The 17,604-nt window shown below is 72.1% G+C and carries 18 protein-coding genes; 7 read left to right on the forward strand and 11 right to left on the reverse strand.

From position 1 onward, the window contains the following. Positions 1–137: 137 nt before the first annotated feature. Positions 138–734 (reverse strand): pentapeptide repeat-containing protein, encoded by a 597-nt coding sequence (locus tag ACIBO1_RS00375; protein ID WP_396740227.1) that lies wholly within the window; start codon positions 732–734, stop codon positions 138–140. Positions 735–808: 74 nt separating this feature from the next. On the opposite strand from ACIBO1_RS00375, the gene ACIBO1_RS00380 reads away from it, so the two are divergent. The 3 genes from ACIBO1_RS00380 to ACIBO1_RS00390 all read left to right on the forward strand — a co-directional run bounded on the left by ACIBO1_RS00380 (position 809) and on the right by ACIBO1_RS00390 (position 4,276). Continuing rightward, on the forward strand, positions 809–2,041 hold the full coding sequence (locus tag ACIBO1_RS00380; RefSeq protein ID WP_396740229.1) for a serine hydrolase domain-containing protein: 1,233 nt from the start codon (positions 809–811) through the stop codon (positions 2,039–2,041). 51 nt (positions 2,042–2,092) lie between these two features. Continuing rightward, entirely contained in the window at positions 2,093–2,734 is a 642-nt protein-coding gene (locus tag ACIBO1_RS00385; protein WP_396740230.1) for an NAD(P)-dependent oxidoreductase, read from the forward strand. 180 nt (positions 2,735–2,914) lie between these two features. Beyond that, complete coding sequence (locus tag ACIBO1_RS00390) at positions 2,915–4,276, forward strand: M28 family peptidase (RefSeq protein ID WP_396740232.1); 1,362 nt, start codon at positions 2,915–2,917, stop codon at positions 4,274–4,276. A gap of 51 nt (positions 4,277–4,327) precedes the next feature. Here ACIBO1_RS00390 and ACIBO1_RS00395 read toward each other — a convergent pair whose 3' ends face one another. Continuing rightward, positions 4,328–4,792, reverse strand: coding sequence for a PPOX class F420-dependent oxidoreductase (locus ACIBO1_RS00395; protein WP_396740233.1), 465 nt, complete (start codon positions 4,790–4,792; stop codon positions 4,328–4,330). 19 nt (positions 4,793–4,811) lie between these two features. Then, entirely contained in the window at positions 4,812–5,441 is a 630-nt protein-coding gene (locus ACIBO1_RS00400; RefSeq protein WP_396740235.1) for a DUF6642 family protein, read from the reverse strand. Between the two features lie 305 nt (positions 5,442–5,746). On the opposite strand from ACIBO1_RS00400, the gene ACIBO1_RS00405 reads away from it, so the two are divergent. Continuing rightward, entirely contained in the window at positions 5,747–6,535 is a 789-nt protein-coding gene (locus tag ACIBO1_RS00405) for a D-Ala-D-Ala carboxypeptidase family metallohydrolase (protein ID WP_396740237.1), read from the forward strand. Positions 6,536–7,271: 736 nt separating this feature from the next. Here ACIBO1_RS00405 and ACIBO1_RS00410 read toward each other — a convergent pair. Then, positions 7,272–7,988 carry a response regulator gene (locus ACIBO1_RS00410; RefSeq protein ID WP_396741442.1) on the reverse strand — a complete coding sequence of 239 codons (717 nt, stop codon included), beginning with the start codon at positions 7,986–7,988 and terminating at the stop codon, positions 7,272–7,274. Further along, a complete protein-coding gene (locus tag ACIBO1_RS00415) occupies positions 7,964–9,202 on the reverse strand; it encodes a sensor histidine kinase (RefSeq protein WP_396740239.1) in 1,239 nt (412 codons plus the stop codon). The genes ACIBO1_RS00410 and ACIBO1_RS00415 overlap by 25 nt, the downstream gene beginning before the upstream one ends. 133 nt (positions 9,203–9,335) lie before the next feature. Here ACIBO1_RS00415 and ACIBO1_RS00420 point away from each other — a divergent pair, with 133 nt between their 5' ends. Genes ACIBO1_RS00420 through ACIBO1_RS00430 form a run of 3 tightly spaced genes read left to right on the forward strand, consistent with a single transcriptional unit; the run spans position 9,336 to position 11,748 of the window. Further along, a complete protein-coding gene (locus ACIBO1_RS00420) occupies positions 9,336–10,265 on the forward strand; it encodes an ABC transporter ATP-binding protein (RefSeq protein ID WP_396740240.1) in 930 nt (309 codons plus the stop codon). After that, positions 10,262–11,050, forward strand: coding sequence for an ABC transporter permease (locus ACIBO1_RS00425; protein ID WP_396740242.1), 789 nt, complete (start codon positions 10,262–10,264; stop codon positions 11,048–11,050). Before ACIBO1_RS00420 ends, ACIBO1_RS00425 begins: the two co-directional genes overlap by 4 nt. After that, positions 11,047–11,748 (forward strand): hypothetical protein, encoded by a 702-nt coding sequence (locus ACIBO1_RS00430; protein WP_396740244.1) that lies wholly within the window; start codon positions 11,047–11,049, stop codon positions 11,746–11,748. The genes ACIBO1_RS00425 and ACIBO1_RS00430 overlap by 4 nt, the downstream gene beginning before the upstream one ends. Before the next feature lie 45 nt (positions 11,749–11,793). Here ACIBO1_RS00430 and ACIBO1_RS00435 read toward each other — a convergent pair whose 3' ends face one another. The 6 genes from ACIBO1_RS00435 to ACIBO1_RS00460 form a co-directional block, all read right to left on the reverse strand. Beyond that, positions 11,794–13,428, reverse strand: a complete 1,635-nt coding sequence (locus tag ACIBO1_RS00435) for a M28 family metallopeptidase (RefSeq protein WP_396740246.1) — start codon at positions 13,426–13,428, stop codon at positions 11,794–11,796. 124 nt (positions 13,429–13,552) lie between these two features. Next, a complete protein-coding gene (locus ACIBO1_RS00440; protein ID WP_396740248.1) occupies positions 13,553–14,239 on the reverse strand; it encodes a 4Fe-4S single cluster domain-containing protein in 687 nt (228 codons plus the stop codon). Continuing rightward, the gene (locus ACIBO1_RS00445; protein ID WP_396740250.1) at positions 14,232–15,269 is read right to left on the reverse strand and encodes a helix-hairpin-helix domain-containing protein; all 1,038 of its coding nucleotides are present in this window, start codon (positions 15,267–15,269) and stop codon (positions 14,232–14,234) included. The genes ACIBO1_RS00440 and ACIBO1_RS00445 overlap by 8 nt, the downstream gene beginning before the upstream one ends. Beyond that, positions 15,253–15,468, reverse strand: a complete 216-nt coding sequence (locus ACIBO1_RS00450) for a DUF2997 domain-containing protein (RefSeq protein WP_396740252.1) — start codon at positions 15,466–15,468, stop codon at positions 15,253–15,255. Before ACIBO1_RS00450 ends, ACIBO1_RS00445 begins: the two co-directional genes overlap by 17 nt. Beyond that, positions 15,465–15,920, reverse strand: coding sequence for a hypothetical protein (locus ACIBO1_RS00455; RefSeq protein ID WP_396740254.1), 456 nt, complete (start codon positions 15,918–15,920; stop codon positions 15,465–15,467). Before ACIBO1_RS00455 ends, ACIBO1_RS00450 begins: the two co-directional genes overlap by 4 nt. 28 nt (positions 15,921–15,948) lie before the next feature. Continuing rightward, positions 15,949–17,577 (reverse strand): AAA family ATPase, encoded by a 1,629-nt coding sequence (locus ACIBO1_RS00460; RefSeq protein ID WP_396740256.1) that lies wholly within the window; start codon positions 17,575–17,577, stop codon positions 15,949–15,951. Between the last annotated feature and the right edge of the window lie 27 nt (positions 17,578–17,604).

The raw sequence follows: 17,604 nt of genomic DNA on the forward strand, positions 1-17,604 counted from the left end.
GCCTGGATACCGGTGTTGTATCCAGGCCCGACTCCAACGCCGCCGGTCGTCGTCTGGACCCGGCGCGGCCCGGTGAACGTTTCTGGACACCGCACTGGTGAGGAGAAAGCCTCATGTCGAGTTCGCTGCCGGACGGCTCAGCCGAGGACCTGGAAGCCGAGGGCTCGCGCCATCGTGACGGCCTGCACCGCGTCGACGATCGCGCCGGAGCGCTGCACGGCGGTCGGATCCAGGCCGGAGAGGTCGCTGCCGCGCAGGTCCGCACCGGACAGCCGGGCCCCACGCCACTGCACGTCGGACAGGTCGCCACCGCTCACGGTCGCGCCGGTCAGGTCGGCACCGGACAGGTCGACCTCCCGCATGCGTACGCCGGTGAGGCGCGCGCCGCGCAGGTCGGCACCGGCGAGCGTGACGAACGACCAGTCGCCGCCGTCGACGGTCAGCGGACGCAGGTCGCACCGGTCGAAGCTGCTGCCGACCAGCTTGCAGCCGGTGAACTCCGCCTCGAACAGGTTGCAGCGGGTGAACACGCACCGGGTGAAGGCCGAGTCGACGTGCCGGGAGACGTTGAACAGCACGTCACCGAAGGTGCAGCGGTCGAAGACCGCACCCCGGCTGGTGGCCTCGGTCAGGTCGACCCGGTGGAAGGTGCACCCGACGAAGTGCCGGTCGGTCAACTCCTCCGCGTACCAGTCCTCGTCGTGGAAGGTGACGCCCTCGATCGGCTCCGGCATGAGGGGGAGACTAGCCAGTGACACCGACAACCCTCCGCTTCCCGGCCCCCGTACCGGCCGGTAGGTTCGGTCGGATGAGCATGGTACGCAGCATCGAGCCGGCCGAGGTCGGTCTCGACCCGACGCGGCTGGCCCGGATCGACGCGCACTTCGGCCGGTACGTCGACGACGGTCGGCTCGCCGGTTTCCAGGTCCTGGTCACCCGGCACGGCGAGATCGCGCACAGCGCGACGTACGGGCTGCGGGACCGTGAGGCGGGTACGCCGGTGGAGGCGGACACGCTCTGGCGGATCTACTCCATGAGCAAGCCGATCACCTCGGTCGCGGCGATGCTGCTCTGGGAGGAGGGCCACTTCGAGCTGACCGACGAGATCGGCCGCTGGCTGCCCGAGTTCGCCGACATGCGGGTCTACTCGAAGGGCTCGACGCTCAAGCCGTACACGGTGCCGGCGATCGAGCCGATCCGGATCTGGCACCTGCTCAGCCACACCTCCGGGCTGACGTACGGCTTCATGCAGACCTCGGTGGTCGACGGCCTGTACCGGGCCGCCGGGTACGACCTGTACCCGCCGTCGGACGTGGACCTGGCCGGGGCCTGCCAGGTCTTCGGTGAGCTGCCGCTGCTGTTCCAGCCGGGTACCGCGTGGGGTTACTCGGTCGCCACGGACGTGCTCGGTCGGCTGGTCGAGGTGGTCTCCGGGCAGAGCCTGGACACGTTCCTGCGGGACCGGATCCTGGATCCGCTGGGCATGACCGACACCCGCTGGCACGTGGCGGGGGCCGACGCCGAGCGGCTGGCCGCGCTGTACGTGCCGGACCCGGCCACCGGTCGGGCGGTCCGCCACGACCGGCTCGGCGACCTGGCGTACGCGAAGCCGACGCTGCTCTCCGGCGGCGGTGGCCTGATCTCGTCGGCCGGCGACTACCACCGGTTCACCCAGATGCTGCTGCGCGGCGGCGAACTCGACGGGGTACGCCTGCTCGGCCCGCGTACGGTGCGCCTGATGACCCGCAACCACCTGCCCGGCGGCGCAGACCTGGGCACGCTGTCCGTGGGCGGGTTCGCCGAGTCGACGCTGGACGGCATCGGGTTCGGCCTCGGCTTCGCGGTGGTCGACGACCCGGTGCCGAGCCGACTGCCGAGCAGCGTCGGCGAGTACTACTGGGGCGGGGTGGCCAGCACCGCGTTCTGGGTCGACCCGTCCGAGCAGCTCACCGCGCTGCTGTTCACCCAGCTCATGCCGTCGAGCACCTGGCCGCTGCGCTCGCAGCTCCGGCAACTCGTCTATTCGGCGCTGGTCGACTGAAGGATCGCCGTTCCGCCGACGTACGCCGGGCCCGGTCCATAGCCTGGGCTGGTGAGCAACATCGTCGTGTTCGGGGCGGGCGGCACCGCGGGTTCCCGCATCGTCGTCGAGGCGTTCGACCGGGGACACCGGGTGGTGGCGGCGGTACGCCGACCGGAGGCCGTCTCGTACCTGCCGCCGGGCGTACGGGTGGTCACCGGGGACGCCACCAGCGAGCGCAGCGTACGCGAGGTGGCGCCGGACGCCGACGCGCTGGTGGTGGCGATCGGCGGCGGCGACCGTACGCTCTGGCCCGACGCGGCCCGGACGCTGCTCCAGGTGCTGAGCGGAATGCCGGCCGCGCCCCGCGTGATCCACGTCGGCGGCGGGTCCACCCTGCTCAGCCCCGCCGGGAGCCGGTTGCTCGACGAGCCGGACTTCCCCGCCGAGTACCGGGAGGCCGCGCTGGGCCAGGCCGACGCGCTGGACGTCTACCGGTCCGCTGCCGACGGGGTCACCTGGACCTACCTGTCCCCGCCGCCGCTGGAGTTCCATCCCGGCGAGCGCACCGGACGGTACCGCACCGGCACCGACCAGCCAGTGACCGACGACGATGGCCGCAGCGCGCTCAGCTACGAGGATCTGGCGGTCGCGGTGGTCGACGAAATCGAAAGCCCACGTTTCCGGAATATGCGTTTCACTGCCGCGTACTGATTTCTCGATCTTGAGAACGAGCAGCTAGCGGGTTAGATTCGAGCCGCAGTGACTCGGGATGTTCACCCCTGACTCCCGGGTCCGTACCTCGAATCAGGAGGCTTGCTCTTGTCATCCCTCGACGACACCGTGACACCCTCACACGAATCGTCCCGCTCCACTGTGTTCAACCGTCGACGCATGCTGACCGTCGCGCTCGGCGGGGCGGCCACCGTGGCGCTCCCGGCGCCGGCCTGGGCCGCCGACGACAAGCGACCGGGCGCGCACCGCCCGCCCAAGCTCACCCCGCAGGACCGCAAGGTCATCGCCCAGCTCTCCCCCCGCCGGGCGCTGGAGCACCTGAAGGTGCTCTCCGAGGACATCGGCCCACGCATCGGCGGCACCGAATCCGAGCGGCGGGCCGCGAACTACCTGGCGGGCCAGTTCGACAAGCTGCGCTACGACACCACGCTGCAGCCGTTCCCGGTGGCCGACAAGTTCCTCGCCCAGCTCAGCTCCCCCGCCGGTCTGCCCACCGACCTGAACTGGCAGGTCGGGGCCAGCGCCCACGCCGCGTTGGACACCTCGGTCACCGCCGCGGTCGTCGACGTGCGGGCTGGTACGGCGGCCGACTTCACCGCCGACGTCGCCGGCAAGATCGTGCTGGTGGACTACGTCGCCGCGCAGCGGGAAGCGCTGGCGGCCCGGGCGGTGGCCGCCGGTGCGGCCGGTGTGGTCTTCCTCCCGGCCGACCTGGTCGAGCCGCGCCGCGCGTCGGCGTTCTCGCCCACCCTGCCCGGCTCCGCCTCCGCGCCGCTGGGCATCCCGGTGGTCGGCGTCGCCCAGGCGCAGAAGCACCGGCTGCGGGCGCTGCTCGCGTCGGGACCGCTCACCCTGACCATCGCCACCACCGCGCACCGTGGCCTGACCTCGTACAACGTGCTGGCCGAGCGGCGTGGGCGTTCCGGCGCGAACGGTCCGGTGGTCATGGTGAGCGCGCACTACGACTCGGTGATCGGCGCGCCGGGCGCCAACGACGACGGGTCCGGCACCGTGCTCTGCCTGGAGCTCGCCCGGGTACTCAAGGCGATCCCGATCAACGCCACCGTCCGGTTCGGCCTCTGGGGCTCGGAGGAGCAGGGCCTGATCGGGTCGCGCTACTACGTGCGGCAACTGCCGCAGGAGGAGCGGGACCGGATCCTCGCCGTCTACCAGAACGACATGGTCGCCACGAGCTGGGACCCGGCGACGCGGTACTGGCTGCTCTCCTTCACCGGCCAGGCCAACCGGGCCACCGACGAGGTCTCCGCCGCGGCGCTGCGACTCGGCTACCAGCCGCAGATCTCCCCGGTGACCCAGCGCGGCGCCAGCGACCACCAGTCGTTCCAGGAGGTCGGCATCGCCAGCGCCAACTTCTCCTGGCGGGGTGAGGAGTCTCCGGCGCTGTTGGAGCCGCCGTACCACAGCCCGGAGGACACCATCGCCAAGAACATCAGCCTGGAGCGGTTGCAGGTGTCAATGGAGCTGATCGGCTGCGCGACGTACGCGACGGCCGGACACTGACACCAGCACCGGGGCGGGCGGGGCACGGCGAGAGCCGGGTCCCGCCCGTCGTCAGTCGGCCAGTCGGGCCGGGAAGCCACCGGTGGCGATCGGCCCCCACGAGGTGATGGTCACCCGGATCAGCGACTTGCCCTGCCGCACCATCGCCTCCCGGTACTCGTCCCAGTCCGGGTGCTCACCGGAGATGCTGCGGAAGTACTCCACCAGCGGCTCCAGGGCGTCCGGCAGGTCGAGGACCTCGGCGGTGCCGTCGAGCTGCACCCAGGCCCCGTTCCAGTCGTCGGAGAGCACGCACGCCGACACCCGGGGGTCCCGGCGGATGTTGGCGACCTTGGCGCGTTCCGGGTAGGTGGAGATCACCAGTCGGCCGTCGGCGTCCACCCCGGCGCTGACCGGCGAGGACTGCGGGCGGCCGTCCGGGCGGGTGGTCATCAGCACCACCCGGTGCCGGGGACGGACGAAGGCGAGCAGGTCGTCGCGGTCGACGCGGGTGTTGTGAGCGATCGTGCGAGGCATCGTTCGTTTCTACCAGCCGTCAGACGATCCGGCCTGCGGACGGCTGGCGAGGCACCCGGGAACGCGCCGAGGGACGCCAGGCGCGGCCGTTGGCGTAGATCACCCGGAAGCCCAGGTACGAGGCGAGCGGCGCCCAGTGCGCCGAGCCCATCCGCAACTCGGCGGCGTTGTGCCGCCGGCCGTTTGCCAGCACGTCGAGCAGGACGGTCTCGAACGCCGCCGACTCGACCCAGTCCACCTCGCGGGTGAACCCGCAGATCAACGCCGCGCCGGTCACCTCGAGGAACTCCCGCAGCACCGACTCGGGGGCGCGCAGCACCGAACAGCTACCGAAGTAGAGCCGGCGGCCCTCGCAGCGCCCGGCCATCAACTCCGCCACCTCGGTCAGCTCGACCGACTGCCAGTCGGTCAGACACAGCCGGTTCGGCTCGCCGTGCATCGCGAAGAAGCCCAGCCGGTGGTCGGCGTACTGCTTGAGCAGCCAGCGGTCGACGAAGTAGAACAGCTCGTCGCGGGTGGCCGCGTCCTTGTGGATGAAACGGACCCGGCCCAGCCGTTCGAGCAGTTCGAGGGTGGGCAGCACCGAGCCCCGCTCGTTGAGGTCCCGGTGCCACTGGCCCTCGACGCAGAAGATGCCTCCGCGCGCCACGCCCGCCTCCCCGTCGTCGCCCGGCGCTGAGGTTACCGGGCCGGCTCGGCCCGGCGACATCACCCGTCCTGCGGTCACCTGCGACTTTCCGTACCGCGACGGCGGCTTTGCGGCACGGCCGGAGTGAATGCCCGATTCCTAAGAATCGGATTAATTCCGGGTCAACCGGCCAGTAACCATCATCCCGAGAGGAATTCGCGTTAAGCGTCACCAACCGGCAGTTGAGGTGCGAGTGTGGATTCACGGGACGGTGGTGCACGCCCCGGAATGCCACCCCATTCGCTCTCCTAGCAGGAGGACTCTCTGTGCGCGCACATCTGATGAAGCGGGCTGTCCTCGCCCTCGCCCTGGCCGTGCCAGGTGCCGCGATCGCCTCGGCGGTCGCCGCGCCGCCGGCCCACGCCGACGGCTGCTACACCTGGAACCGCACCCTGTCCCGGGGCAACTCGGGCAGCGACGTCCGCGAACTGCAACTGCGGATCGCCGGGTGGGCGGGCAACAACAGCGTGGTGGAACTCGACGGCCACTACGGCCCGAAGACCGCCGCCGCCGTACGCCGTTTCCAGTCCGCGTACGGCCTACGGTCCGACGGGGTCGCCGGGCCGCAGACATTCCGGAAGCTGTACCAGATCCAGGACGACGACTGCACCCCGCGGCACTTCACCTGGAACGAGATGGACGACGGCTGTGGCCGGGGTGGCTGGACCGGTGGTCCGCTGACCGCCGCGCAGACCCGGCAGAACGCGCTGCGCACGATGTGGAAGCTGGAGGCGCTGCGCAAGAGCCTCGGCGACAAGCCGCTGACCGTGACCAGCGGCTTCCGCAGCAACACCTGCAACACCCAGGTGGGTGGGGCGGCGGACAGCCAGCACCTCTACGGCAACGCGGCCGACCTGGTCTCCGACGGCAGCACGCTGTGCCAGATCGCGCGCGCGGCCCGCAACCACGGTTTCAGCGGCATCATCGGCCCCGGGGTGTCGGGCCACAACACGCACGTACACGTGGACTCGCGCCGCGAGAACAACCAGGACGACAGCGAGAACAACACGTACTGGGCAGCACCCGAGTGCGGGATCGCACCCGGCTACCGCTGAGTCGCGACGCCGGCCCGGGCCTGGGCGGGGGGATGCCCGTACGCCCCGGGCCGGCGTCGTACCGGCGGACGAGCCCGCTCAGCTCGCCCGCGGCCAGCGCGGCGCGGTGGCGGGGGGTGCCACCGGCCGGCCGGGGGTCCGGACACCGGCCCGAGCGGCCGGAGCGGCCACCCTCGGCACCGGGCCCCGCGCCGGGTAACCGGCGGGGTTCGTCCGTGGCGGGTATCCGGCCGCGCCCGCACGCATCGGGTGACCGCCGGACCGCTCGGCACCCGCCGGACGGGCCACCGGGGTACGGCCCGGTTGCGGCCCGTTCACCAGGAACGGGAAAGGGACGTGGACGAACGGGTTGCCGTGCCGGATGAGGGCATCGAGCTGTCGTTCGTTGAGCCCGTGGTCGAGCAGTACCTTCCGACCCCAGCGATGCAGCCGGCAGGGGAATCTCGCGCCGTCGTTGCGGCAGAGGGCCCCGGTGGGCCATTCCTCCGCCGCGTGCACTACTACCGCCCGTACCGCCAGGCGGACATCCTCGGGGGTCAACGGCGTCGGGACCGGCAACTCGCCCAGGATCTGATCGATGGGATCCGTCGACTGACCATCAACTCGCACGGCAGGCCTCCCGCAGTTCGGTGGCGATGCGCCTGAGCACCGCACCTCGCCCATTGATACGGCCTGGCGAGCGGGAAAGTTCAAACCAGATCGGCTCGCGGTTAACCGAGAGTGGCGGCCGACGCCGTCAGACCAGCCCGGCGTCGTGCACGAGGAGCGCGACCTGCACCCGGTTGTTGAGACCGAGCCGGGTCAACAGCCGCGAGACGTACGCCTTGACGGTGGCGACGCTCATGAACAGCTCGGTGGCGATCTCGGCGTTGGTATGCCCCTGGCCGATGGCCATCGCCACCGCGCGTTCCCGCTCGGTGAGACCATCGAGCAGCCGGGTGGCCCGCTCCTGGCGCGGATCGCTGGCGGTGCCTACCGTGACGTGCGCGATGAGGGTCCGGGTGACCGTCGGTGACAGGGTCGCCTCCCCGGCCGCCACCCGGCGTACCGCCTGCACGATCTCGGCGGGCGGAGTGTCCTTCAGCAGGAATCCGCCGGCACCGGCCCGCAGCGCCCGCAGGACGTGCTCGTCGGCGTCGAAGGTGGTCAGCACGAGCACCTCCGGCGGTCGGGGCAGCGCCCGCAGTGCCTCGGTGGCGGCCAGCCCGTCCACCCTCGGCATCCGGATGTCCATCAGCACCACGTCCGGCCGGCAGGTGGCGACCGCCTGGACCACCTCGCCGCCGTCGGCCGCCTCCCCGACCACCTCCAGGTCGGGCGTACCGCCGAGGATCATCGACAGGCCGGCGCGCACCAGCGCGTCGTCGTCCACGATGAGGACCCGGATCGGACGTGGACCCGCCACCGGCGGCACCTGCTCCGGGGCGGTCACGACGCCGGCCAGGGCAGCCAGGCGGCGAGCCGGAAGTCGCCGCTGTCGTCGCGGCCGTGTTCCAGCCGCCCGCCCGCCAGGGTGACCCGCTCGGCGACACCGACCAGCCCGGTGCCGGTACCCGGAATCGCCGGCACGGCCTCGCCCACCGGCCACCGGTTGCGGATCTCCACGGCCAGCCCGTCGCCGGGGCCACCGCTGAGCCCGACCGTGACGGCCGCGCCGGCGGCGTGCTTGCGGGCGTTGGTCAGCCCCTCCTGCACGATCCGGTAGACGCTGCGCCCCAGCCCGGCGGGGAGCTGCTCCGGGTCGCTGACCCGGTCCCGCAGGTCCACCCGGGTCCCGGCGGCCCGGGACTCGGCGACCAGCGCGGGCAGATCGTCGAGGGTGGGTTGGGGGCGCTCCGGCTCGGCGGTCAGGGAGGTGTCGGCCCGCAGTACGCCGATCACCTCACGCAGGTCCTGGAGGGCGGCGTGCGCGCTGCCCCGGATCACCGCGGCGGCTCGGGAGACCTCCTCTCCGGTGGCGTCGGGCCGGAACTCCAGCGCACCGGCGTGCAGGCTGAGCAGGGAGATCCGGTGGGCCAGCACGTCGTGCATCTCGCGGGCGATGCGGGTGCGCTCCAGTTGCTGGGCCTGGGCCACCCGGAGCTGCTGCTCGGCCTCCGCCCGCTCGGCGCGTTCGCGTAGCGACAGCACCAGTTGCCGACGTGCCCGCACGAACATCGCCCAGGCCATCACCAGCAGAGTGATCACCATTCCCCAGATGGTGGCGGCCCAGTAGCTGCTGTGCGGGTCGGGGCGGAACAGGGCGAAGAACATGTTGCAGACCAGCCCGGCCGCGGTGACCGCCAGCGCCACCGCGGTCCGCAGATGCACCACCACGGTGAAGTAGATGATCAGCAGCGCGGCGACCGAGGTGACCGAGACCATGGTCAGCGGCAACGTCACCAGCAGAAGCCCGAGCGGCCAGCGACGGCGCCACCAGAGCGCCACCGTGCAGGCCAGCCCGACGACCGCGTCCGCGACGATCATCCAGCCGTACGGCAGCCGCTCGGCGACGATCGGGGCCGGTGTGAGGGCGTCGAACGTGGCCAGCACCACCCAGCCGAGCGAGAGCAGGAAGCAGGTGCTGTCGATCAGCCAGTCCCGCATGGTGCGCCGGGGGCTACGGTCGGTCGCGCCGAGCGCCCCGGGCAGCAGCCACGGGTGTTCGGGGACGGCGGGGCTGGTCACAGGCGTAATGGTAGGCAGCCGCCGAGGGCTCGGGCCAGCTACCAAAGTCGGCCCTTCGGCGTCGACCTTGGTCTAGCCGGTGTCGACCGGCGGCCGCTGCGGACAGCCGGGTGGCCTCGGCAGCCTGATCGGCATGATTGTCGTAGACCAGCTCACCAAACGGTACGGGCGGCACACCGCCGTCGAGGACGTGTCGTTCCGCTGCGAACCGGGCACGGTCACCGGCTTCCTCGGGCCCAACGGGGCGGGCAAGTCGACCACGATGCGGATGCTGTGTGGGCTGACCCCACCGACGTCCGGCACCGCCACCGTCGCCGGACACCCCTACCGCCGGCTGCCCAACCCGGGTCGCGTCGTGGGCGTCCTGCTGGACGCCTCCGCCCAGCACGCCGGGCGCAGCGGCCGGGAGGCGCTGGCCGTGGCGGCGGCCACGATGGGCGTGGACCGGCGGGCGGTGGCAGAGGTGCTCGACCGGGTGGGCCTGAACGCGGTCGCGGCCCGGCGGCGGGTGCGCGCGTACTCGCTGGGGATGCGCCAGCGGCTCGGCCTGGCGCACGCGCTGCTGGGCGACCCCCGGGTCCTGGTGCTTGACGAACCTGCGAACGGCCTCGACCCGGAGGGGATCTTCTGGATGCGCGGCCTGCTGCGCGACTTCGCCGACCGGGGCGGCACCGTGCTGCTCTCCTCCCACCTGTTGCGCGAGGTCGAGGCCGTCGCGGACCGGCTGGTGGTGATCGGGGGCGGCCGGATCGTGGCGCAGGGCGACAAGGAGGAGTTGCTGGCCGACGGTGGCACGCTGGTGCGCTCCCGCGACCGGACGGCGCTGCGGGGCGCGCTGGAACGGGCCGGCCTGCCGGTCAGCGAGGGCACCGACGGGCTGGTGATCCGCGCCGACACCGACGCGGTCGGCGAGGCCGCGCTGGCGGCCGGTGTCGCCCTGACCGAGCTGCGGCCGGCCGGGAGCGGCGGCCTGGAGCAGCTCTTCCTCACCCTCACCGCGACCGGCGGATCGCAGACCGCCGAGACCAGCGCCACCGAGCCGAACAGGGAGCCCGTCCGATGACCACCACCGTCGCCCCCGAGGACACCCGGCCGGTCAGCCCGGCGGCCGAGCAGGCGCCGTCGCTGACCCGGCTGACCCTGGTGGAGCTGCGCAAGCTCGTCGACACCCGGGCCGGACGCTGGCTGTTGATCACCATCGCGCTGATCGCCGCCCTGATCGCCACCATCCAACTGGTGTACGCCGAGGACGCCGAGCAGACCTTCGTCGACTTCTTCATCCCGTCGCTGCTGCCGATCGGGCTGCTGCTGCCGGTGCTGGGCATCCTGTCGATCACCAGCGAGTGGTCGCAGCGGACCGCGTTGACCACCTTCGCCCTGGTACCCCGCCGGGGTCGGGTGATCACCGCCAAACTCGTCGCGGTGGTGCTGGCCGCCCTGGCGTCGGTGGTGGTCAGTCTCGCCGTGGCGGCCGTGGCGAACCTGATCGCCGACGCCACCGGCGGTGCCGGGACCTGGCGGATCGAGGGGGCGTTGGTCCTGCACGCCGTCGTGTTCCAGGTGTCCTGCGTGCTGATGGGCGCCGCGTTCGGCCTGCTGTTCCTGCACACGCCGCTGGCCATCGTCTCCTATCTGGTGCTGCCGAACGTCTGGATGATCCTCGGCGAGCTGATCCGGCCGCTGAACCGCAGCGCCGAGTGGTTGGACACCGGGCGGACCATGGGGCCGCTGTTCACCCCGGAGGTGACCGCCGGGCAGTGGGCACGGCTCGCGGTCTCCCTGCTGGTGTGGCTGGTCCTACCCATGGTCGTCGGGTTGGTGCGGACGACGCGTCGGGAGGTGGCGTGACGGCGTACGGCACACCGACCGTGGTCAGCGGAGGTCGGCTGGAGACGCTGCTGCTCTGGGTCGGGTTCCCGCTGGCCGGCGGTGCCGTAGGGGCGGGGCTGGCGGCCGGGGCGGGCTGGATCGCCGGCCTGTCCTGGGCCCCCGCGCAAGGGCTGTTCCGCCTGCTCGACCGCATGCCCGACCAGCAGGCCCTGGCGGCCGGGGCGGCGGTCGGCGTCCTGGCCGGGCTGGTGTTCGGTGCCATCGGGGCCGCCGAACGGGTCACCGTCACCGTGACGACGGAGCGGGCACGCGTACGGCGCGGCAGCAAGGAGCAGGAGTTCGCGCGGCGGGACGTCCGGGTGGCCCACCTGGACGGCAAGGAACTGGTGTTGCTCGGCACGGACGACGAGGAACTCCTCCGGCGGCGCTCCGACCTTCCGGGCGCCGACCTGGCCGGGGCGTTCCGGGCACACGGCTGGCCCTGGGCGGACGAGGACCCGCATCGGACCGCGTACCGGCTCTGGGTGCCCGAGTTGCCCGGGTTGCCGCTGGGCGCCGACGCGCTGCTGAAAGCCCGGCAGCGGGCGTTGGACGACGACCGGGGCGACGAGGCCGGTGAGTTGCGGACCGAGTTGGCGCGTTACGGCGTGGTGGTCCGGGACGAGGGCAAACGGCAGCACTGGCGGCTGTCCCGGTCGGCGTCGCCGCCGCAGTGAGCCGGTGCGGGCCGGGCCCCACGGGGGAGCCCGGCCCGGTCGGCGTCACCGCCAGGAGTGCCCGTGCGGGTGACCGTGCTTGGGGCCGTGCCCCTTGCCCTTGCCCTTGCCCTTCCCCTTGCCGGGCGCCTTGCCCGGTACGCCGTTCACGGCCGAGGTGTCGTACGCGAACGTGATCACCGCGGCGGCGATCGCGTCGGAGTTGACGTCCAGCGCGTGCACGTTGACGTTGCCCCGGAGCTTGTACTTCTTGTTCAGGGCCCGGTACAACGCCGGGTCGGCACCGTCGGCGACCGGCGTCAAGCTGTCACACGCCTGGTGGTAGCAAGGGTCGTACGCTTCCCCGGCCAGCCCGCCGAAGAGGGCGGCCTCCTCGGCCGTCTTGATGCCCTCCGCACCGGTGAACAGGCCACCGGCCGGGATGTCGACGGCGATGAACGCCCCGTAGTCCGAGCGGCCGGTGAAGTCGGACGGCACGGTCGGCAGCTTGCGGGAGGCGAAGAACCTCTCGAAGACCTGCTCGATCTGCGCCGACCCCTCCGGTCCCGGTCCCGCGCCCTGCTGCGCCGAGTCGTCACCGTCGTAGACCCCGAAGACGTAGTTCGGCGAGCCGATCATGTCGAAGTTGAGGTAGAGGGCGATGTCGCCGACCTGCTGTTCGGTCAGGCTATCCACGTAGTACTGCGAGCCGACCAGGCCCGCCTCCTCCGCGCCCCACCAGGCGAACCGCACCGCGTTGGCCGGCTTGACCTTCGCCATCTGGAGGGCCACCTCCAGCAGCGCGGCGCTGCCGGTGCCGTTGTCGTTGTAGCCCGGCCCGGCCGGGTCCGAGTCGAGATGCGCGCCGGCCATGACAACGTTGTCGGTGCGGCCGTGCCGGGTCTGCGCGAAGACGTTCTCGGTGGTGCGGACCTCCGAGGTGGTGTCGGCCTCGATGCGCAGGACGAGACCGTCCGTCGCCGCGAACTGCGCCCCGGTGTCGTACGAGACGGAGACGGCCGGAATGCCGACCGGTGCGCCGAGGGTACCGGCGAACAGGTCCCAGCGGTCCGGGTTGGCCTCCGGCGTACCGTTGCCCTGGTTCATCACGATCGCGCCGACCGCTCCGGCGGCCTCGGCGTTCGCCACCTTGTCGCCGAACCCGCAGGTGCCGCGCTGCATCAGGGCGATCTTGCCGACCACGTCGACGGCGGCGAAGTCACTGGCCTCACAGCCGGACGTGGAGGCGCGCGGCGGCGTCAGGCTGAGGTCCACCGGGACGACCTGTCCCTGCCCCACCCCGTCGCCGGAGTAGTCCATCAGTTCGTAGTCGACGCCCTCGGCGTAGTCGGTCGCGTTCGGCGCCACCTGCGCGAACGAGGAGCCGAACTCCTCATAGAAGAAGAAGTCGAACTGTTGGCGGGTGACCTGGTAGCCGGCCTTCTTGAGCAGCTTCACCACGTAGTCGGCGCTCGCGTCGTAGCCCGGCGTACCGGAGGCGCGGGTGCCGTCGTTGGCGTCGGCGATGGCCTGGAACCGGTCGAGGTGCGTGAGGACGCCCTTGACCGTCACCGCCTTGGTCAGCTTCTTCACCGAGTTGTTGTTCGGGCTCGCCGACACCGGTCCTACCAGTGCCACCGTGCCCACCAGGGTGCCCGCCGCGATGGCGGCGATCACCCTCCTGCCGGAGAAAGGCACCACGATGTGCCACGTCCTTCCTCTTCGGGTATCCGGCTCCCCGACCCCCGTGTGCCGGATGTTGCGGCCATCCTGATACACATCGATGACGAGGGCAACGGGACTGTTCGGCCACCTCAGGCCGCCGTCAGGCCCGGTCGGGCCAGCCGATCACGCCGTGCCGCGCCGGCTGCGGCCGGCTCACCGAGGCCAGCAACTCATCGAGGGCGTCCGCCTCGGCCCACCCGTTCACCGCGATCCGCCCGGTGGTGTCCACAGTGATCTCGACCCGGTCCGGGCTGCACGACACCTCGTCGAGCAAGTCCGGGAAACGGTCGTCGAGCAGCACGAACTCCTGGTTGGTGGAGCCCACCCAGGGCCGCTCCCGGTCGATCCGGTCGGCCTCGAAGGGCCCGGCGACGAGCAGGTCGGTCGCAGCCAGGAGGGCGGCGACGTCGTCCCGGCCGGCGTCCACCGCCGCCCGCAGTCGCGCGTACGTGTATCCGCTGAAGGTCATCACCGAGCGACCCGCGGCGCGTACCCCGGCGGCCACCTCGGCGAGCGGAGCCGCCTGGTCGAATGGCTCGCCACCGAGCAGGGTCAGCCCCTCGGTCGGGGCGTCGAGCACCCGTCGCACCAGGTCCGCCGGGGCCACCTCGTCGCCGCCCCGGAAGCTCCACAGGTGCGGGTTGAAGCAGCCGACGCAGCGCACGGCGCAGCCCTGGACCCAGACGGCGGTGCGCAGGCCCGGCCCTTCGGCGCGGGTGGTGGCCAGGAACCGGGCCAGCGCGACGGTCGCCGCCGCGCCTCGCGGGGCCGGACCGTGCTCAGACATCCAGGACGCGGCCGGACGGCGGGTGCCCCGGCCGATGGCCGCCGGGCGGCGTGCAGGTGAGGCGGTCGCGCAGCCGGGCGTACTCGTGCGGGGCCAGGTTGGCGGCGGCGGTGAACTCGGCGAGGCCGCCGAAGCCGCCCCGGCGGTCCCGCGCGTCGACGACCTGCCGCGCCCGTCCCGGGTCGAAGCCGGGCAGCGCCGCGAACTCCTCCCACCGGGCGGTGTTGACGTCGAGCGATCCAAACCCGCCGCCGTGGTCGGCGGTGAGCCCGCCCGACTGCTGCCGCGGCAGCGGCGGCGGGTACTCGGCCAGCGGTGACGGGTAGTCCGGCAGCGGCGGCGGGTAACCCGGCAGGGGCGGCGGATAGTCCGGCAACGGCGGCGGGTAGTCCGGCAGGGGGGCCGCGGTCGTCGGCGGGTAGGCCGGGGACACCGGCGGGTACGCCGTGGTGGCCGGCGGGTGACCCGGTGACACCGGTGGCTGTGCGGTGGTGGACGGCGAGTACGGCGGCGAGACCGGCTGGTATGCCGCAGTGGGCGGGAACACCTGGCCGGGCGGTGCGCTCCAGCCGCCCTGCGGCGGGTAGGAACTCGGGGCGGGCGCCCCGGGCGGTGGTGCCAGCGCGCCGGGCGGGTACGCACCGTGCTGCTCGGCGTACCAGGGTCGGTAGCCCGCCCGCCAGCGCAGCCAGGACGGGTTGATGATGAAAGCGTGGACGATGCTGGTCACCCAGATCGCCAGGACACCTCCGGTCGCCCAGTCGGTGACCGTCTCACCGACTTCGCCGACCAGGATGAAGGACGTCCAGCCGAGCAGGGTGTAGACGATGCCCGGGATCCACCACGCCGCCCGCCGGGCCCGCAGCCCCACATAGAGGAAGCCGAAGCCGCCGAGACAGCTCAGGCCGGCGATCGGCAGGATCAGCCACCAGCTCTGCCGCAGTCGCCACTTCCAACTCGCGGCCGGGTTCGCCGCTCGCGCCGCCGGGACGCCCTGATTCGTCCAGCCCGGGTCAGGCGCGCTCGACATCTCGCCCCTCCTGTCGTACGACGTCCTGGGTGCGTGCGTGGTCGGCGGTGTAGGCGCTGCTGACGGTACGGGCGGCCAACAGGTCCTCCAGCACCGCGACGTAGTCCAGGCACCGGTCGCCCAGGATGCCCCTGGTCTCGGCGCTGACCACACCCTCGCTGCTCACGGTGACCACGAGTCGTGGCTGCTCGGCGGTCACGACCGGGCTCCCTGCACGGCGAAGACCAGGCGGACCGCGTCGTCCTCGGTGACCTGTTCGGACTCCAGCCGCAGCCCGGCAGCCGGTGCCTGCTGCCGCAGCCGGTCCAACACCGCCCGCTGGACCTGTCGGCCGTACGCGACGTCGACCGCGCGGACCACCTCCACGGCCCTCGGCTCGTCGATGTCGCCGGTGAAGTGGGCCGACCAGATGCCGGCCTCGTCGCGCTGGAATCTCGCCCGGACACCGGCCCAGTCCGCGGTGATCGAGTCCGGCGCGACGGCGACCACGGCGGCGGTGTCGTGCAACGCGGCGGCGAGCAGGTTCTCGTCCCGCATCCGGGTCTGCACCTCGCAGACGATCTGACCCTCCCGCTCGGAGCGGGAGGCGACCCCGTGGGCGGCGGCCACCGCGGCGACGGCGAGGGGTAGCAGCACCAGCGAGATACTCACCGCAGGCTCCTTCCGTACGGCCCGACCATCAGAACTCGACCGCCCGTCCACCGCGCTGGGTCGGCGCGGAGTGTCGGGCACTCCGGTCGACGGACGCCCCGCTGTCCCAGTCCTCGGCGGCGGTGGCGGCCACCGCGCGGGCGTCGGCCCAGGTGCGGATGGCGTCGATGCGTTCGGCCTGGGTGACGCTGAGCGGGACCATGCTGACCACCGCCTGGGCCAGGTCGTCGCGGAGCAGCGGACGGCGTTCGCCGAACGCGTCGAAGAGCCCGGCGATGACGGCCTGTTCGATCTCGGCGCCGGAGTAGCCCTCGCTGAGGTCGGCGAGTTCGGCGAGCAGCGTCTCGTCGAGGGCGAGCCCACCGGCGACGGCCGGGTTTCGCAGCCGACGGGCGAGGTGGACCCGCCAGATGGCGGCCCGTTCGGCCCGGGTCGGCAGGTCGACGAAGAAGATCTCGTCGAAGCGTCCCTTGCGGAGCAGTTCCGGCGGCAGTTTCTCGATGTCGTTGGCGGTGGCGATGACGAAGACGGGTCGGTTCTTCTCCTGCATCCAGGTGAGGAAGGAACCGAAGACCCGGGTGGAGGTGCCGGAGTCGCCGCCACCTCCGGCGAAGCCCTTCTCGATCTCGTCCACCCAGAGCACGCAGGGCGCGGTCGCCTCGGCCGTACGGATGGCGGTGCGCATGTTCTGCTCACTGCTGCCGACCAGCCCGGCGAAGACCCGGCCCACGTCCAGCCGCAGCAGCGGTAGTTCCCAGGCCGCCGCGATCGCCTTCGCGGTCAACGACTTGCCGCACCCGGGCACGCCGGTGATCAGGACGCCCCGGGGCGCGGGCAGCCCGTACGCCGCCGCCTCGGCCAGCCAGGAGCCGTCCCGCTTGGCCAGCCACCGCTTGAGGTTCTCCAGCCCGCCGACGTCGGCGAGGTTCACGTCCGCCTCGACGAACTCCAGGAGCCCGGACTTGCGGACGGTCTGTCGCTTCTCCTCGTGCACCACGTCGAGGTCCCGACCGTCCAGCACACCGTCGTTGACCATCGCCCGGGCGAAGGCGTTCTCCGCCTCGTGCAGGGTCAGCCCGAGCGCGGCCTTGGCGAACCGCTCGCGTCCCAGATCGTCCAGGGTGATCTGGATCCGGCCGTCGGCGGAGTTGGCGTGGATGATCGCCTCCAGCACCTGCCGGATCTCCGTCTCGCTGGGCAGCGGGAAGTCGACGATCGTGACGTCCTTCTCCAGCTCGACCGGGATGCGCAGCACCGGCGAGACCAGGATCAGGGTGCGTGGCACCGCGCCGGACTTGAACGCCGCCGCCACGTCGCGCAGCCGACGGACCACCCCTGCGTTACCGGGCCGCTCACCGTCGCCGTGCGAGGTGTGCAGGTCCTTGAAGATCACCACACTCGGCTGGTCGATCCGCAGCGCGGCGTCCAACGCGTCGGCCGGGTCCGTGGTGCCGGTCCGCCACCCGCCGTCCGGCTGCACCAGACCGGTGGTCATCGACCAGGTCCACACCGCGCGCGGGGTACGCACCAGCGCGGCGTCGTGGGCCACGGCGGCGACCTCGGCGACCGCGCGCTGCTCCTCGGAGGACTCGATGTACAGGATCGGGAACCGCGCCTTGAGCATCTGCGACAACGCATCCCGGAACGACAGTGCCATCCTCGCCTCCCCAGCCGGCCTGGACTG

This window comes from Micromonospora sp. NPDC049903 (assembly GCF_044460945.1).
Lineage (GTDB): Bacteria > Actinomycetota > Actinomycetes > Mycobacteriales > Micromonosporaceae > Micromonospora.

Bases quoted from the DNA above. Each gene is read 5' to 3' on its own strand.
- ACIBO1_RS00375 (WP_396740227.1), bottom strand. From the start codon at position 734: ATGCCGGAGCCGATCGAGGGCGTCACCTTCCACGACGAGGACTGGTAC.
- ACIBO1_RS00380 (WP_396740229.1), top strand. From the start codon at position 809: ATGAGCATGGTACGCAGCATCGAGCCGGCCGAGGTCGGTCTCGACCCG.
- ACIBO1_RS00390 (WP_396740232.1), top strand. From the start codon at position 2,915: ATGCTGACCGTCGCGCTCGGCGGGGCGGCCACCGTGGCGCTCCCGGCG.
- ACIBO1_RS00395 (WP_396740233.1), bottom strand. From the start codon at position 4,792: ATGCCTCGCACGATCGCTCACAACACCCGCGTCGACCGCGACGACCTG.
- ACIBO1_RS00420 (WP_396740240.1), top strand. From the start codon at position 9,336: ATGATTGTCGTAGACCAGCTCACCAAACGGTACGGGCGGCACACCGCC.
- ACIBO1_RS00425 (WP_396740242.1), top strand. From the start codon at position 10,262: ATGACCACCACCGTCGCCCCCGAGGACACCCGGCCGGTCAGCCCGGCG.
- ACIBO1_RS00440 (WP_396740248.1), bottom strand. From the start codon at position 14,239: ATGTCTGAGCACGGTCCGGCCCCGCGAGGCGCGGCGGCGACCGTCGCG.
- ACIBO1_RS00445 (WP_396740250.1), bottom strand. From the start codon at position 15,269: ATGTCGAGCGCGCCTGACCCGGGCTGGACGAATCAGGGCGTCCCGGCG.
- ACIBO1_RS00460 (WP_396740256.1), bottom strand. From the start codon at position 17,577: ATGGCACTGTCGTTCCGGGATGCGTTGTCGCAGATGCTCAAGGCGCGG.